The organism is Pseudoalteromonas sp. MSK9-3, assembly GCF_003590335.1.
Classification (GTDB): Bacteria; Pseudomonadota; Gammaproteobacteria; order Enterobacterales; family Alteromonadaceae; genus Pseudoalteromonas.
In genome coordinates, this window is the sequence record NZ_MIET01000070.1 from 96,631 (window position 1) to 113,522 (window position 16,892).

The window sequence follows — 16,892 nt, forward strand, 5'->3', positions numbered from 1 at the left end:
TATCCTTAAATCCACTGAGCTTTTAAGCGTTTAATAAGCGCTGTACTGATATTGTTTTTAAGCACATTAGAGGTGCCAGAGAAAATGGCGCTGGGCATGGCGTCTCGCAGCATGCGTTCTATATCACCGCTGATCACGCCTTGCGCACCATGCAATTGCACGGCGGTTTGACCGTTGCTAATTGCAGCGTTTGAAATAGAAATTTTGGCTAAGCTACTGGCAACCCCAGACATGTCGCCTTTATCAAGTGACCACGCGGCTTTGTATAAAAGTAGGCGGCCAGTCTCATAGTTTAAATACATGTCGCACAATTGATGTTGCACGGCTTGATAACTGGATAATGGCGCATCAAATTGCTGGCGTTCGCTTACGTAATGTGCGGTTTTTTGTAATTGTCGTTTCATTTGTCCAAGGTACAGCGCAAATAAGCAAACACGTTCCCATTCCATTGAAACTTGAAAGATGGGCGCACCAGCGCCTAGGCGACCAATTAGCGCGTCTTCAGGGACTTGACAGTCATTAAAACGAATGTCACCCATGGCTGTGGTACGCAGCCCAGATTTGCTGTGTGGTGCTTTCGCTAATGAAACACCATATTCATGTGAATGCAGAATAAAAGTGGAGTAATCGAAGTAATTACCTCGGTCTTCTGTTCTCAGATGTACAACGATGAAATCTGCAACCGGTGCATTAGTGATATAGTCTTTATGGCCGTTAAGCACGAATCCGTCTTCGCTCTTTTGTGCGTTAGTGGTCATGGCATAGATGTCTGACCCTGCTTGTGGCTCGGTAATGGCATGTGTACCAATCCACGCTTCATTGGTAATTTTGGGTAACCACTGGGCTTGCTGTTCTGAGGAGGCAAAGGCGCGAATAGGATGGATGCAAGCACATAAATGGGCCGATAATGCAAAAATTAGCCCTGAATCTTCACAGTGCTCTGCCAATGACTCAATGCCCGCCGTTAGCTCAAGGGCATTAAGATCATCGCCTTTCATGCTTTTAGGTAGCAACCATTTCCCCACGCCTTGGTTAATAAGTTGTCTAAATAGAGGTTTTGAAAATGTGCCAGCTAAGTCGCGCTGCACAACATCATCTAAGTCGAGCTTTTGTGCTATCTGCTTTGCTTGATCGGCTATACGTTGTTGTTTTTCGGTAAAATCAAAATTCATAATTATTTCCTTGCGCTTTACTTTTATTGAGCAAAGTCGCTCATGATCACGTGGTAATTGACGCCGCCGGTGCCAAAGCCATTAATGGCGGCATGACGCATGCCCTTAGGGGCTATGTAGGCTTTTCCATCATGCATTGGGTCGTAGCCTAATTGTGATAACTGTAAATCACTGCGTAATTCACCTCTGATTAAGTTTCTTGGGACTTGGCCATGTTCAAAGCTCAGTATCACTTTAATGACACTGGCTAATCCCGCGACCGCAAAGGTATGTCCAAACTGTGTTTTCAGTGCACCTAACTTCAAAGTATGTTGCTGTCTAGGGCCATAAACTGACGAAATGGCAGCCACTTCGACAGCATCACCAACTGCGGTGCCCGTTCCGTGAGTTTCAACAAATTCAACGTGCGCGGGTTTCACTGGTGTTTGTGAAAAAGCGTGGTCCATTGCGTGGATTTGCCCTTCGCTATTAGGTGCAATCATAGATTTACTTAACGTGCTTGAACCTATGGCGTTGAGCTCTGCCAGTACAGACCAGTGGTATTTTGTAGCCAACTGACGTTTTGTGAGGATCACCAGTGCGCATCCATCACCTGGGGTAAAACCGTCCGCAGTCTCACAAAATGTGGCAATAACATCGCGGGATAACATTTGCTGGCTAGAACATAAACTTAAATCATGTAAATTAGCGGGGAGTTCGACCGCGGCGACGATCGCCACATCGATTCGGCCACTTGAAATAGCATTTTTAGCGCAATCAAGTGCCGCAATAGAACCAGCGCAAGCAGCTTCTATTGCAAGGTGCTGGCAGTCATTTAGTTCAAAATGTGTTGCCACTTGTCGGCTGAGGTTACTGGCTTGGAAATCTTCACTGAGCGCATCTTTATTGAATTGCGTGAGCCATTTTTGCAGGCATACGTGTGCTGCGCCATTACCCGTGCCTAAGATCTCATTACATTGTGAGTAGAGGGCATGTAACTTGGCCGCCAGTAACTTACGACGCTCTATAAATGGCCCTAGATTTGTTGCTGTGATCACCATAGACTTGGCGTTTTTTGGCAAGTTGAGCGTTTGCCACTGTTGAAGTGTGTGTGCTAAGACTTCTTTTGGTTGAGGCTGTGCGAGTAAGTCTAGTCCGTCAGTATTGAGTTTGGCTGCAGTGTGACAATAGTAACTATCGTGTTGCGCATCGTTGGCTTTAAAGAGTGCCCCTTCAGAATAACGCTCATGTTGCAGTGTCGATATGCCACCAATTTGGTCCGTTAACCCGCTCCAGTAAGCTTTCTCGCCAAAACGATCCGCTAACCAAATCTGCTTGTCGCACAGCACCACGGTATTATGTTCTTGCCTTTCAATCGTTTTATATTCACGACAAATAGTAAAGGTCATAGCCGCCTGGCTATCAGGCATATTTGAAAATAATGCTTGTGCGTGCGTGTTGGGTTTTTTAAGCCAATTATTGAGTACCAGTGCGCCACAGACAATACCAGTATCGGGTAGTATATTGGCACGATGATCTAACTCAATGTTATGTGTATTGATGGTGGTTTTTAGTTGTTCTGTTAATGATGTAGAGCTTGGGTTGCAAAGCACAATACTGTGTACACCAGCAGAATTTGCATGTGCAGGAAGGGCTTCTCGTTCGCATGTTGAAACATGACTTAAATAGCCTTTTGCATCTGCAATAGGGTGATCACAGCGTTTTAATAGAATAACACTGGCTGCTAGGCGCTGGTGTGTTGCGTGCTCTGATGTGTCATTTGCTATAGCAATCAATACTGATTGGGCTTGGTTTGTTCTGAGGCTATCATAAGCCAAGGCAATTGCCTCTGAAAAGCTATCGTTCCCTGATTCAATGGCAAAAGCACGACCTGTTAACTTGCAACTTTGTGCGATGCGAGTCGCCATGGTAGTTGCCATTTCTCCGACTTTATCGTGGCTACTGCCAATCTGTGTAGGCAGTAATGAAGCGAGTTTCTGTGCTGTTTGCGTTTCGCTTAGTTGCATTAACTGTCTGATCATGGCGTTGGCGGTGACGCGATAATGGTTTGCCAATTGGCGATCTGTGCCTGCATGGGTACATAAGATCACATCAGTACGGTCTTGCTCAATGGTACTGCGGTGTGACTCGATTAACTCGTAGCTAAGCTGTAAGAGCGGTAGCTGCATACGGTTAATCGCCGTGCGGTAAATCGGCGGTATAGCGTATTTGGCGTACTGTTTTTGGTCCTCAAGCACAGCCAATGACCCATCTTTTGGTGATCCAACAAGCTGCGCGCAGTCTAACAGTGCAATGGCGGTGGGGGTATACGATGTCATTTAACTGTCTACCTTTGCAATTTCTGGGTAATCGATTTTGCCGTTAGCATTTTTAGGTAATTGTGCCAACGCTTTAAATTTATGTGGGATCATGTACACCGGAAGATGCTCAGCACAGTATGCTTTGAGTGCCAAAGAGCCTGGCTTATTTTCACTGTCTTGAGGTGAGTAGGTCACTATAATCTTGGTTGACTCAGCACAAAAGCGAACGGCAACTTCTTTAATGTCTGGGTGCTGAATGAGTTTCGCTTCAATCTCTGCGAGCTCGATACGATACCCCGCGGCTTTTATCATGCGGTCTCGACGACCCAGAAAATGATAAACACCGTTTGAAAATTGTACTATGTCGCCCGTGTGGTGTATGTGCTGCTGGTGGCTAGTTTGTTGCTGCGCATCATGGCAATACCCTTGAGTGACGCAGCTTCCTTTCACAACCAACTCTCCACTGGCCCCTTCAAGCAGAGTGACTTGCTGGTGATTTTCATCCAACATCCAAACCTGAGCATCGCCAATCGCAGAACCAATCGGGAGTGGCGCATCACTTATAATATCTTTATCGGTTACTTGATAAGCCAAGCAGACATTAGTTTCAGTCGGGCCATAAAAATTATAAAAAGTACAGTTTTTGATACTGCTTGCCAGCGCTTGAAGACAAGGTTTTGGCATTACTTCCCCAGCAAAAATAACGTGCGTCAGGCTCAGTGGTGCAGCTTGCTCCCATAAACCAATCCGGTTCATTAGGCTCAGTAATGACGGCACCGTGTACATAATGCTGATTTTTTGCTCTTTTAGGATCGTGGCCAAATTAAGTGGTTGTTTAGCCGCATCATCATCTGCAACATATAAACTGCCGCCCACACTCAGACTTGAAAATAAATCAAAGGTACTAATGTCAAAGTTGAAGCTGGCAATATTTAAAAACCGGTCTTGTTTGCCAAGCGATAGCGACCGAGTGGTCCAATCTATAAAGTGCTGCAGGTTATTGAGTGACAATTGCACCCCTTTGGGTCTCCCAGTTGATCCTGAGGTAAATAAAATGGCGGCGAGATCATCTTTTTTGCTGTGTGAGATAGGCGCACAATGGGGGGTATTAATATGTTCTGGCCATACAAACTGCGTGAGTTCTGAAGTCGTATCATAGATATCGACCAAAGTTATCAGTTTGATGTGTGGAAATGCCTGTAATGCAGCTTGTGCTTGTTGTAGATGCGCGATATCAACCAATAAGGTATCTACCTGTCCGTCAGCCAGTATTAATTCCACTCTGTTTGTGGGTTGTTTTGCATCAATAGGGATATATGCTGAGTCCGCGCTTAATACGGCGAGTATACTCAGCACATAATGATTATTTTTGTCTAACCAAATGGCGGTTCGGTTAGCAGGCGCTAGCACAGTTGCCAAGGCGCTCACATAGTTTGCGGCTTGTTGGTAACTACACACTGGTTCAGCCAATAAAAATGGCTGCTCTGGTTGGGATTGAGCCCAATGAAATAGCGCCTTATGTAGCGCTGTTGGCAACGTGTTATTCATGGCTGTTCCTTAGCGACTAAAACCGGGTAAACCCACTTTTTGTGCGGCTTTAAGTAGTATTTCTATTGCTTGGTCTAAATCCTCTTTGGTATGTTGCGATAGCACACTGATCCGCAGCCTTGCATCACCAACCGCGACACCTGGAAAGACCACTGTTTGACAAAACATACCGAGCTGTCGAACGTGATGGCCAAGCTCCATCGTGCGCGTTTCATCACCAATCACAATAGGAATGATGGCACTTTCACAGTCACCGGTATCAAAGCCACATTCACGCAGCGCACTGTGGAGGTAATTCACGTTGCTCCAAAGCTTCTCTAATCGCTCTGGTTCTTTTTCCATAATATCGATGCACTGGATCAAGCCTGCTGCTACGTGTGCAGGGATTGTTGCCGCAAATACATATGAATTGGCGTAAAAACGTAAGTAGTCGATGACTTCTTTATCGCCACAAACAAAGCCGCCCATTCCTGCAAGCGTTTTACTCATGGTGCCAAGTTCTAAGTCAACTTCATGCTTTAAGTTAAAGTGTTCCGCGGTGCCAGATCCTGTTGCACCTAAAATACCCGTTGAGTGCGCATCATCAATGAGAATACGCGCTTGGTATTTACGGGCTAAACGCACCATTTCAGGGAGTTTGACAATGTTGCCATGCATACTGAATACGCCGTCGGCGACGATGAGCTTGCCGCCATCAGAATCACTACAATTTTTGAGTACTTCTTCTAATGAGGCCATGTCATTGTGTTTGTAAATACGCTTTTTGGCACCAGAGAGCTTACATCCATCTTGAATACTCATATGGTTGTAAACATCGGTGATAATGGTATCTTTAGGGCCCATTAAAGCAGATATGGTGCCTAAATTGGCAGAATAACCTGACGGAAAAACAATACAGGCTTCGCGGCCTTTAAAGCGTGCTAGGCGTTCTTCAAGTTCAAGGTGTAAGTGGTTGGTGCCGCCAATCAATCGACATCCAGTGTTTGTTGCGCCATATTGTTTAACCGCATCACTAATCGCATTAACCACACGTGGCTCGTTGGCCAAACCTAAGTAGTTATTAGAGGCAAACATTAAGAATTCGCGTTCTTTATTTTGGTATGCATCAAAAATAGTGGCGCGATTTTCACACTTTGAACTCAATGGCATGCCGTACCAGAAGTTACCAGTTTGTTCTTGTGACTCATAAAAATCGTTAAACTTTCTAACTTTACTGAATAAGTCGGGGCTGCCATCAGCAACAAAGTCACGCATTGTTTGGTGTGTTGACGGCACCGTTGCGTCATCCACAGAAGGGGCTTGCGGTGTTGCTTGAACAGTATGTTCAACACCCAGACTAGCGAGTTTTTGTTGACCTTTTTCAGTAACAGCCACATTTACACAACGTGCAATTAAGTCTTGTATTGTATTGAAGCTAGCCGTATTGAGCTTGGTGTCAAACGCAAAGAGCTGTTGAAGTTCATCTACAATACTGGCTAATATGATTGAATCAATACCTAAGCCTTCTTCCATTGCTTGGTCCAGACGTAAATCAGACTCTGAATAGCATGTTTGTTCTTTTACGATATCTAAAACAAGCGGCTGAACATCAGCCGCTGACAGTGTGTTTTGTGTCATAGTTAAATCCATTTACTCTAGTTAATTTCTTCAATACCAATGATTTGTTCGAGTGACGGTGCCTCGATATCAGCTTGTGGCTTAGTTTGTAGTCGTGCTTTTAGGGCTTTTTCTTCATTGGCTTCGCGAATGAGTTTCTCTCTAAAGCGAATATAATGTGCATTTACTTTATCAAGCGGGATCAAACGATTGGCTTTCGGACTAGACACTTTCGGATTTTGATATGAAATAACCGCCATATCTTTATCTTGTTGTACAAATCGTTCGATACGGCACATATACCAAGGGCGAACAGGACGCCAGAATGGAATAGGTAATGGTTTAATCAACGGCAACAATAAATCACGTTTTGGTTCTTGGTAACATACACAGACCCAGCATGTATTGTCGTCGATAGGCGTCGGTATAAACATCACATCGAATACATCGCTTCGGATCAAAACAAGGTTCGGCATTTGAACATCAATGCCAAATTGCCAGCCGCGTGTCCAAGGTTTACGAGCAACTAAGGTTTCTTCTGCTGTGCGCTCATCATCTGGACGTAATACAAAATCACTGGTAATTAAAGTGCCGTCGACTTTACATTCGAAGTTGTCGACCTTGCCGCCTTTGGGATCCCAAATATTAATGGCAGAGCCTTTATGTACAAATGGAATGTGATAAATTTCACATACGCTTTCTACATAGCGAGTATAGTTAATTGGCGCATCCCAGCCGTAAAATGAATAGTAACCTTTATACTCTTTAAACTGTTTGAACATCGGCACTTCAGGGTAGTCACTTTCAGGCATTAAATCGCCATACCAAAACCAAATGAGCCCAAACTCTTCTTTTACTTTATAAGTTTTGACACACATGCCTTTAGGCACATCACCATTTTTCCCGAGTACAGGCATGTGAACGCAGTCACCTTTTTGGTCAAACTGAAAACCGTGGTAAGGGCAAGCTATAATGTCACCGTGTTGTTTCCCACGGCTTAGCATTACGCCTTTATGCGGACATTTATCATCCATACAAACAAGTTCACCTTTGGTATCGCGGTACAGTACCAGTAACTTGTTGAGACGTTTTATGCCGATAGGTTTCTTTTTTACGTCTTGGATCCTTGAAATTGCATACCATTGATTAGGGATCATAGTGTGGCCTCCTTATTGCTGTGATGTTCAATAACCTTGCTTAGTACTTCGACGGAAGCAAAGTTGTCTGGGTGAATATCGATAACGGGTAATCGCAATGAAAACTCTCGATGGATAAAATCAACAACATCAAAAATAGATGCAGAGTCCAGAATATTGAGTTTTATTATTGGCGTATCTGGTGCCACTTGTTCATCATCATCAAGGTAACTCGATGCGATAAATTGGCATAGTTTGGCCGACACAGTGTCAACTGAAAGATTTAGCATGTTGAATCTAACTCCGTTTGCGGGTTTTTATTTGCTACTTGGGTAATTTTTTCTGCCAGTAAGCTCGGAGTATTAGAGCTATAAAGCACATCTGGTGCGAGATAAACGCCAGTTTGCTGTTCTAACCTAAAGAGGATCTCCATGGCTAACACTGAATCAAGCCCCACATTTGCCAGTGAATCTTGCGCCGAAATTTGTGCACTGGGCACCCCTGTTAATTCGGTGACTTGGTATATCAACCATTGTTGAACACTGGTTGTGTCTTGCAGGTTCAGCACATGGGTTGAGGCATTATCATTGGTGTCGTTTTTCTGTTGATGCTGTGCATCAAAGTGAAAATATGTTTGCAGTTGCGCTTGCTCAAAAGCCTGTTTAATCGCAACACGTTGCAGCTTACCTGATGACGTTATTTTGATGGTTTTTCGAGGTAAAAAGAGGACCTGATCTGCTTTGATGCCAAATCGTTCAATTAGACGGGCATTTAAGGTAATGGTTAATGCTTCAAAGTTACTGACATTACGTGGCACTTCAATTGCCATCACAAGTTGCTCACGCTGCTCGCTTACAACTGAAAAAGCGGCACTGCGGCAGTTTTTTAATTCAGGGAAAGCCAAAGATGCTTCATATTCTAAATCTTGAGGATAGAAATTAGCGCCTCGTAATATGATCACTTCTTTTAAGCGACCAGTGATAAATAGCTCATCATTGTCGTAAAAACCAAGGTCGCCAGTGCGATGATATGTTTCTGCATAATTACCTAGCTGCAAACCAAAATTTGCAATGGTGCGTGGTTCATCTTGCCAATACCCTGGGCTAATGCTGCTGCCTTGCAGCCAAACTTCACCGACTTGACCCATAGCGACTTCAGTGTGTGTAGCTGGGTCAACTATTTTTGCGTTCAGTGAGTGATGTACAATACCGCTACTAACTAGCCATTGACTGTGTTTTGCTTCAGGTGAGACTTGTTTGACAACGCCGCGTTTCAATAGGGGTTCGTCAATACACAACTGTTGATACTGTTGACCATGCGGTTTACCACTGACCATAAGTGTGGCTTCAGCCATGCCGTAACACGGTAAAAAGGCATTCGTTTTTAACCCACACTGAGAGAACTTCTCAAAAAATTGCGTGATCGTGTGGGCATTAATAGGTTCTGCACCACAAAATAGGTTTTCAAGAGAAGATAAATCGAGTTCATCTAATCGTGCAGGGCGAATATTTTTCACCGCTAAGTCAAAGGCAAAATTAGGGGCACCTGTGGTGGTTGCTTTAAAGTCAGTAACGGCTTTTAGCCATGTAAATTGGCTACGTAAGAAAATGTCTGTTGGCATTAATAAGGTTGGATAACCAGTGTAAATGCCTTGCATTACACCACCAACAAGGCCCATATCGTGATGGGGTGGCAGCCATAACATCATGCGTGTGGTGTTTTCTTTATGGCCAAAGCTTTGCCTGATCAGCTCTGAGTTTTCTAGGGTGTTTTGGTTGGTGATGATCACACCTTTAGGCTTGCCGGTTGTCCCTGAACTATATTGAAGTAGCGCAATGTCTGAATTTTTTGTTTTAAATTCATGTAATTGTGGTGCTTCTATGGTGGCGCAATCATCAATTAGTAGCCAGCGAACCTCTTTGTCAACCAGTTGTTCTTGCAGTAGTGGTTGAATCGCTTTAGTGGTGATCACAATCGGGTTACCCAAATCTGTCATTGCATATTCAAGACGTTCGACTTGTAATTGATTTTTTGGCGGGAATGATGGCACTGCAATAACTCGCGCCGCCATACAGCCATAAAATGCGGTCACAAAATCGACACCTTGCGGCAATACAATGAGTGCTTGATCCTGTGAATCCTGAGGGGCCAGCGATATATTTATTAACTGTTGAGCAACTTGGCTAACCGCTGTTGCTAAAGCTTGATAACTGTAACTGGTTGGCGACTCGTCTTTGTCGACCATGAACTGAAAAACTTCTTGTTCTGGTTTGTTAATCGCATCTGATGCGAGTAAGTCTATTAAGCTATCCGCTTCACACTGTAAGAGATCTCTTTTTGGGAAAAGAGGGTTGGAGGTTCCCATGCTACATAATCCTTTTGGTTTTGCTTATTTACATAATCGCCCACAATTGTGAAAGAAATGTGTAGATTGATTAACTTTTAATTAAATCTTACAGTAAAAGTTTAACAAATAATACACATCGGTGCGTCGCTAGGCGGGGTGTTTGTTGATTTTTTAGCAACTTAAATCTTAATAAATATCAATATCGTTTTTGTTTTGGGTATTTGTGTTTGTTTGTTTTTTTTCTCTTCTAGAAAATAAATTAATATTTTTCAATGTTTTAAATTATATTTTCGATTTTGAGTAAATAAATTTGCTGCTTTAATGTTTATGAGTGAATTTGTTTGGGTGAATACTCTAATTAAAATCAACTAATACTAATTGCTTATATCTTGTGCTTTTCTTGTGCGAGTCATCAAAGTTGCTTTGATGCAAACAATATGAATGCAATGTGAATTTTTGGTTTCGAGTGGTTGAGAGGATCTAATTCGGTTGATTCTTGGCTTTTTCGGAAGGTACTTGTGCAAATTTCTAATTTTAGTGTCCATTGCGGACATATTTAAGTGTCCGCGGACAGTTTTAATAGTTAACTTTTTACTTTATTTGTTATTAATCAACACTTTAAATATTGGCATGATAATCGAATAGTACAAGGAAAGTAAGATAATTTAAAAGAGTACACTATGTTGTTAACTGGCGCGTTTCTGATTTCTCCGACAATTATGATGATTGCGGTTGTGTTGGTTGTTCTATGTGAAGCAAAAAGTACTCTGCTAAGGAGCGCAAAATGATTAGAGATACAAGTGGACAAGATCAACAAGTTACAGTAAATAAACGATCTAATATCAAAATTGGCCTGCTGGGCGCGGCGTTGTTTTTAGGCGTTGCAGTATCGGCTAACGCAGTAATAAACAGTGGTAGCCCACAATTTTCTTTATCTAAAAGTAGTCTTAATATTGCAACGGTGACGTCAGGGAACTTTGTAAGAGACGTTGCTGCGACCGGATTTATTGTGGCGGCAAATGCACCGCAAGCGTATAGCCCTGAGCAAGGCTTTGTAACGCTAAAGGTAAAAGCGGGCGACACTGTTGCCTTGGGTCAAACCATTGCTTTAGTAGATAGCCCAGAATTAGAAAATGTATTAAAACAACAACAATCAGAGTTGGCTCGTTTACATGGTGAGCTATCTCGCAGAGAGCTTGAAGCGAGAAGAGATACACTGGCGTTAAACAACACGTTAGATTTAGCAAAAGTTGAACTCACCGCTGCGCAGCGTGAAAATCGGCGTGCGCAATTGTCAATTAAGCAAAGCCTTATTAGCCAAATTGATTTAGAGCAGGCACAAGATGATTTAGCAAGAGCCGAGTTGACTTATAAGCATGCTGTTCAAGAAGCGGAAATAGCAAAAGATACACTGGCGTTTGAATTAAAGTCGGCAAAAAGTACCGTTACCCAGCAGAAATTGGCGGTGGATGAGCTACTGCGTAAAGTCAATAATCTAGCAGTAAAAGCCAGTGTAGCAGGCATCGTGGGTAATTTATTGGTGCAACCCAAATCGGCGGTGACAAAGAATCAAGCATTAATGACCTTAGTTGATTTAAGTGCCTTTGAAGCGCAACTGCAGGTGCCTGAAAGCTATGCCAATGAGTTAGGGTTAGGGATGGATGTGGCATTAAAAATTGGCGACCAGAATGTGATGGGCAAGTTGTCTGCTATTTCTCCTGAGGTAAATAACCGTGAAGTAACAACCCGGGTTCGTTTTTCTCAGGGGGATGTTAAAAACATTCGTCAAAATCAGCGTTTATCTGCGCGTGTACTGTTAGAAAATAAAGACGATGTATTAATGCTTCGCCGAGGCGCATTTTTAGAATCTGGTGGGCATATTGCTTATAAAGTGGAAGGTGATATTGCGACGCGCATTAACATTAACACCGGTGCAACCAGCATTCGCAGTGTCGAAATATTGAATGGCTTACGCATCGGTGATGAAGTAATTGTGTCGAATTATGAGCAGTTTAAAAAAGCCAATACGGTGCTATTGCGTTAATAAAAAAATTTGGTGTCATTTTGGGCTCAATTAGGAATAACCTGCATTGAATTGCGATAAAAATAAGAATTATGAGGAAAGTTACATGTTGAATATGAATGGAATAAGCAAAGTATATCAAACTGAAATGGTACAAACTCACGCGCTACGTGATTTTAATTTACAGGTGAATGAGGGGGAGTTTATTGCGGTAACAGGTCCGTCGGGTTCAGGTAAAACCACCTTTTTGAATATAGCGGGTGTATTAGAGCCGTTCACTCAGGGTGAATATTTACTCGATGGCGTGGATATTGGCAAACTGAATGATAATCAACGTGCTGATATCAGAAATCAAAAAATAGGGTATATTTTTCAAGGTTTTAATTTAATCCCTGACCTAAATTTGTATGAAAATGTTGAAGTACCTCTGCGCTACAGAGGGATCAAAGCGCCAGAACGTAAACGACGTATTGAAGAAAGTTTAGAGCAAGTCGGGTTGGCAAGTCGAGCGAAGCATTTGCCACAGCAACTATCTGGGGGCCAACAACAGCGAGTTGCCATTGCGCGCGCGTTAGCAGGTAAACCACGCTTTTTACTAGCAGATGAACCAACTGGTAATTTAGATAGCTTAATGGCACGACAAGTTATGGAATTACTTGAGCAAATTAATCAAGATGGGGCCACGATTGTGATGGTGACTCATGACTCTGAGCTTGCACGTCGAGCACCCAGAAACATTCAAGTGGTTGATGGACAAATTGCAGACTTCTCATTGTATCAAGGCAATCCTGCTGCCGTTGTAGGAGTGTAATTATGTTGTTTCATTATATAGATTTAAGTTGGCGTAGTTTAAAGCGTACGCCAATGGTAAGTACCTTAATGATCATCGCCATTGCCATTGGCATTGGTGTGACAATGACGAGTTTATCGGTGTATCACATGATGTCAGCAGATCCTATTCCAAGTAAAAGCAGTCAATTGCATCATGTTCAACTTAAAACCATGGATGAGGGCCACACTTGGTGGACTAAAGATGATATGCCATATCAAGTGACCTACCAAGATGCGATGAACTTATTAAATGCGGATTTACCGTATAGACGCACAGCCATGATTAAGGCCGGTTTTGCTGTGCATCTTGATAACAGTGATATAAAGCCATTTATAGAGCAAGCACGAGTAGCCAGTGCTGATATATTCGCAATGTTTAATTTAGAGTTTGTCTATGGTGGTGCGTGGAGTTCGGATGATGAAGACAGTGCAGCATCGGTGGTAGTTATCGCACAAAGCTTAAACGACAAATTGTTTCAAGGCGAAAACTCTGTCGGAAAAACAATCAATCTAGATGACATGACGGTGCGGATTGTGGGGGTTATAAAAGACTGGCCAACCTATGTAAAATACTATGATTTAAACAACGGTGCTTTTCGCGACCCAGAGCAAGTATACCTTCCTTTTAGTTCTGTAGCTCAGCATGAGATTGAGTCATGGGGTAATAGTAACGGCTGGAAGGTAGAAAGTAATCGAAACTATCAAGACTTTCTCAATTCAGAGGTTTTTTGGGTGCAATTTTGGGTTGAGTTACCTACTCAACAAGATAAAGAGACCTATGCGAGTTTCTTAATGTCGTATATGGCTGAACAGCAAAAATTAGGGCGGTTTGCACGTAAAGAGCTGGAGTATGCATTACGTGATGTGAATGAAATGATGGTATATCGCGAAGTCGTCAATGAGGACAATAAAATATTAGTGATGCTGAGCTTTATGTTTTTAGCAGTGTGTTTAGCAAATATTTTAGGGTTATTGCTGGCAAAGTTTTTACGACGTGCTCCCGAAGTGGGCGTGAGGCGAGCGCTCGGCGCAAGTAAAACTCAAGTATTTATTCAGCACTTGGTTGAAGTTGGCTTATTGGGAGTGATTGGTGGAGTACTCGGCATTTTAATTGCACAAGTTGGTTTGTGGGGCATGCGCACCAGTAATAGTGCATACACAGCGATTGCCGGTATGGATTTAACCATGCTGCTAGCAGCACCGGTTATTGCAGTAAGCGTGTGTATTTTAGCGGGGTTATATCCTGCTTGGTTAGTGTGTAGGACTACGCCCGCCACTTACCTGAAAAGCCAATAAGGAGTTATTATGTTTGAATTTAGACCTATTTTAAATGCTTTATTACGCGCTAAGTCGGGTGCCATTTTACTCTTACTGCAAATTGCGATTACAACTGCGATTGTGAGTAATGCGGCGTTTATTATCAAAGACCGTATTGCATATTTAGAACAAGAAACCGGCCTACCAGAACAAGACCTTTTTCAGGCTGAAATGATGATGTATGGCGCGGATATTGACCTAGGTAAACAGATTGAAAGAGATGAATCATTATTGAGGAATATACCTGGTGTTATTGATGCGGTGCATATAAATGCGGTGCCACTGTCAGGCGGTGGTTCTGGTGGCTCCTACACGTTATTGCCACAAAATCAAGTATCACAGTCGGTTAGTGCTGCTTACTTTTTAGCTGATAGCCATGCGTTAAATACCTTAGGAGTAGAGCTTGTCGCTGGGCGAAATTTTGAAGAATCTGAGGTCATTGTGTCTAATGAGGGCACTGCAATCGCGAAAGTGGCTTTGATCACACAAGCCATGCATGATGAGTTTTTTCCTGAGGGTAATGGACTTGGACAAACAATTTACCGTGAGAATGACCCTGTAAAAATTATAGGAATAATAAAGCTGATGAAAGGGCCTTGGCTAAATGATAAGCGTAAAGATCGTTCTTTAATATTTCCGCATGTTAGACCACGTACCTTTCAAAAGTTTATAATTAGGACTGAGCCTAATGAAAGGGCTGCAGTCATGCGTAAAGTCGAAGATGTATTGTTAGCAGAATATCCTCATAGGGTGATTAATTCGGTAAGAGGGTTAGACGAACTAAAAGCAAAGTATGTTGCGGAAGACACCCTGATGGTGCGCATGTTAATGGTACTTATCGTTATTTTGGTTATGATCACGGCGCTCGGTATTTTTGGTTTGACCTTGTTCAATATCAACAAACGATTAAAACAAATCGGAACACGTAGAGCGCTTGGAGCCAGAAAATCTGCGATTATACGCTACTTTTTAGTGGAAAATGCACTAATATGCTCGGTCGGTGTGGCTGTTGGGAGCTTGGGTGCGATATGGATGGGCAATAAACTGATGGCATTATATTCAGTGCCTGCGTTGTCTGCTTCATACGTAGTGATAACGAGCTTATTGGTTATTGTAATGAGTTTACTTGCAGTAGTTGGCCCAGCCAAACGGGCTGCTGACATATCTCCGAGTATCGCGACCAGAAGTATATAATTATCCTTTAATTTTATATGTTTAGCGTTTCATTACAACATGTTACACTGCGTAAGCGGTGTAACATATAAGAAGAATAAGATGGATAAAATACTGATTGTGGACGATAACCAAGCGGTGCTTGATGCGCTATCGTTATTACTTGAAATTCACGGGTATGAGGTAGTGACAGCATTGTCACCGTTTGATGCGGAGCAAATTGTACGTTATCAAAAAGTTTCGCTCGTTATGCAAGACATGAACTTTACCGCCGACACCACATCAGGCGAAGAAGGGGTGGCACTTTTTACCGCGTTAAGAGCGTTAACCCCAACACTGCCGATCATTTTAATGACCGCATGGACAGAATTAGAAACCGCAATAGAACTCGTTAAATTAGGTGCCGCAGATTACATTGCGAAACCTTGGGATGACACCAAACTGCTGACCAGTATTACCAACCTTGTGGCTCTTGGTAAAGCCAATGCACAAAATCAAACCCATCAAAGACAGCAGCAAGAGCGTATGCAGCCTAAGCAACATGCAAACTTGGTGGGGCTGGTTTATGCGAGCACAGCGATGGAGCGAGTTGTCGATATGTCGTTACAGTTGTCAAAATCGGATGTGTCGGTGTTGATCACAGGCCCCAACGGGAGCGGAAAAGAGCGTATTGCTGAGATTATTCAAGCTAATTCAGCAGTCTGCGATGCGCCGTTTATTAAAGTTAATGCCGGTGCCTTACCCCAAGAGCTAATTGAGGCTGAATTATTTGGTGCCGAAGCAGGCGCTTATACTGGTGCTAATAAAAAGCGCATAGGTCGATTTGAAGCGGCTGATGGCGGTACTTTGTTTTTAGATGAAATTGGTAATTTGCCATTATCGGGGCAAATGAAATTACTCAGGGTTTTGCAAACGGGGGAGTTTGAACGCTTAGGCTCAACCCACACTCAGAAAGTATCGGTACGGGTGATATCGGCAACCAACGCAAACTTACAACACGATATTCAAGCAGGACGTTTTAGAGAAGATTTGTATTACCGTTTGAATGTTATCGAGCTTAACTTGCCACCTTTGCAAGCGAGACAAGATGATATTATTCCGCTTATTCGTCATTTTTTACCTGGTCGTGAACTTAGTTATGTCGCTGAGCAAGCACTCACGGCACATAGTTGGCCTGGTAACGTCAGGGAGCTCGAAAATGCTTGTAAACGTGTGAGTGTGCTAAAGCCTGCTGGTGTATTAGAAATACAAGATTTTGGGCTCGTTGAGCAAGCGACTAAAATAGCCAGCCAAACAATGGCACACAAAGTTGAGCCGAGCAAGCAAGATATTGAAGCTGCGATGCATCTACATCAAGGGGTTATTGCCAAAGTCGCACGGCAATTTGGTCTAACGCGGCAAGCGTTGTATCGGCGTTTACAAAAATTTGAGATTGATTACTGATGCACT

12 protein-coding genes are annotated in these 16,892 nt (G+C 42.9%); 5 read left to right on the forward strand and 7 right to left on the reverse strand.

Annotated elements, in window-relative coordinates:
- Positions 1-5: 5 nt before the first annotated feature.
- From BGP78_RS21115 to BGP78_RS21145, 7 genes are read right to left on the reverse strand one after another with little or no spacing between them, the layout of a single operon-like run.
- A complete protein-coding gene (locus tag BGP78_RS21115; protein ID WP_119863245.1) occupies positions 6-1,172 on the reverse strand; it encodes an acyl-CoA dehydrogenase family protein in 1,167 nt (388 codons plus the stop codon).
- A gap of 23 nt (positions 1,173-1,195) precedes the next feature.
- Positions 1,196-3,490: a polyketide synthase gene (locus BGP78_RS21120; protein ID WP_119863246.1), complete on the reverse strand. Its 2,295-nt coding sequence runs from the start codon at positions 3,488-3,490 to the stop codon at positions 1,196-1,198.
- Positions 3,491-5,020, reverse strand: a complete 1,530-nt coding sequence (locus BGP78_RS21125) for an AMP-binding protein (protein WP_119863247.1) — start codon at positions 5,018-5,020, stop codon at positions 3,491-3,493.
- A gap of 9 nt (positions 5,021-5,029) precedes the next feature.
- Positions 5,030-6,637 (reverse strand): aminotransferase class I/II-fold pyridoxal phosphate-dependent enzyme, encoded by a 1,608-nt coding sequence (locus BGP78_RS21130; RefSeq protein WP_119863248.1) that lies wholly within the window; start codon positions 6,635-6,637, stop codon positions 5,030-5,032.
- Between the two features lie 17 nt (positions 6,638-6,654).
- A complete protein-coding gene (locus BGP78_RS21135) occupies positions 6,655-7,773 on the reverse strand; it encodes a Rieske 2Fe-2S domain-containing protein (protein WP_119863249.1) in 1,119 nt (372 codons plus the stop codon).
- The gene (locus BGP78_RS21140; RefSeq protein ID WP_010362070.1) at positions 7,770-8,042 is read right to left on the reverse strand and encodes a hypothetical protein; all 273 of its coding nucleotides are present in this window, start codon (positions 8,040-8,042) and stop codon (positions 7,770-7,772) included. The genes BGP78_RS21135 and BGP78_RS21140 overlap by 4 nt, the downstream gene beginning before the upstream one ends.
- Positions 8,036-10,117 carry an AMP-binding protein gene (locus tag BGP78_RS21145; RefSeq protein WP_119863250.1) on the reverse strand — a complete coding sequence of 694 codons (2,082 nt, stop codon included), beginning with the start codon at positions 10,115-10,117 and terminating at the stop codon, positions 8,036-8,038. The genes BGP78_RS21140 and BGP78_RS21145 overlap by 7 nt, the downstream gene beginning before the upstream one ends.
- Before the next feature lie 766 nt (positions 10,118-10,883).
- Between BGP78_RS21145 and BGP78_RS21150 the strand changes: the two genes are divergently transcribed.
- The 5 genes from BGP78_RS21150 to BGP78_RS21170 all read left to right on the forward strand — a co-directional run bounded on the left by BGP78_RS21150 (position 10,884) and on the right by BGP78_RS21170 (position 16,886).
- Positions 10,884-12,143 (forward strand): efflux RND transporter periplasmic adaptor subunit, encoded by a 1,260-nt coding sequence (locus tag BGP78_RS21150; protein WP_119863251.1) that lies wholly within the window; start codon positions 10,884-10,886, stop codon positions 12,141-12,143.
- Positions 12,144-12,228: 85 nt separating this feature from the next.
- A complete protein-coding gene (locus BGP78_RS21155) occupies positions 12,229-12,933 on the forward strand; it encodes an ABC transporter ATP-binding protein (protein WP_119863252.1) in 705 nt (234 codons plus the stop codon).
- Between the two features lie 2 nt (positions 12,934-12,935).
- The gene (locus BGP78_RS21160) at positions 12,936-14,249 is read left to right on the forward strand and encodes an ABC transporter permease (RefSeq protein ID WP_119863253.1); all 1,314 of its coding nucleotides are present in this window, start codon (positions 12,936-12,938) and stop codon (positions 14,247-14,249) included.
- A 9-nt stretch (positions 14,250-14,258) separates the two neighbouring features.
- Positions 14,259-15,464 (forward strand): ABC transporter permease, encoded by a 1,206-nt coding sequence (locus BGP78_RS21165; protein ID WP_119863254.1) that lies wholly within the window; start codon positions 14,259-14,261, stop codon positions 15,462-15,464.
- 81 nt (positions 15,465-15,545) lie between these two features.
- Positions 15,546-16,886, forward strand: coding sequence for a sigma-54 dependent transcriptional regulator (locus BGP78_RS21170; RefSeq protein ID WP_119863255.1), 1,341 nt, complete (start codon positions 15,546-15,548; stop codon positions 16,884-16,886).
- Positions 16,887-16,892 lie beyond the last annotated feature (6 nt).

Bases quoted from the DNA above. Each gene is read 5' to 3' on its own strand.
- BGP78_RS21115 (WP_119863245.1), bottom strand. From the start codon at position 1,172: ATGAATTTTGATTTTACCGAAAAACAACAACGTATAGCCGATCAAGCA.
- BGP78_RS21120 (WP_119863246.1), bottom strand. From the start codon at position 3,490: ATGACATCGTATACCCCCACCGCCATTGCACTGTTAGACTGCGCGCAG.
- BGP78_RS21125 (WP_119863247.1), bottom strand. From the start codon at position 5,020: ATGAATAACACGTTGCCAACAGCGCTACATAAGGCGCTATTTCATTGG.
- BGP78_RS21130 (WP_119863248.1), bottom strand. From the start codon at position 6,637: ATGACACAAAACACACTGTCAGCGGCTGATGTTCAGCCGCTTGTTTTA.
- BGP78_RS21135 (WP_119863249.1), bottom strand. From the start codon at position 7,773: ATGATCCCTAATCAATGGTATGCAATTTCAAGGATCCAAGACGTAAAA.
- BGP78_RS21140 (WP_010362070.1), bottom strand. From the start codon at position 8,042: ATGCTAAATCTTTCAGTTGACACTGTGTCGGCCAAACTATGCCAATTT.
- BGP78_RS21145 (WP_119863250.1), bottom strand. From the start codon at position 10,117: ATGGGAACCTCCAACCCTCTTTTCCCAAAAAGAGATCTCTTACAGTGT.
- BGP78_RS21150 (WP_119863251.1), top strand. From the start codon at position 10,884: ATGATTAGAGATACAAGTGGACAAGATCAACAAGTTACAGTAAATAAA.
- BGP78_RS21155 (WP_119863252.1), top strand. From the start codon at position 12,229: ATGTTGAATATGAATGGAATAAGCAAAGTATATCAAACTGAAATGGTA.
- BGP78_RS21160 (WP_119863253.1), top strand. From the start codon at position 12,936: ATGTTGTTTCATTATATAGATTTAAGTTGGCGTAGTTTAAAGCGTACG.
- BGP78_RS21165 (WP_119863254.1), top strand. From the start codon at position 14,259: ATGTTTGAATTTAGACCTATTTTAAATGCTTTATTACGCGCTAAGTCG.
- BGP78_RS21170 (WP_119863255.1), top strand. From the start codon at position 15,546: ATGGATAAAATACTGATTGTGGACGATAACCAAGCGGTGCTTGATGCG.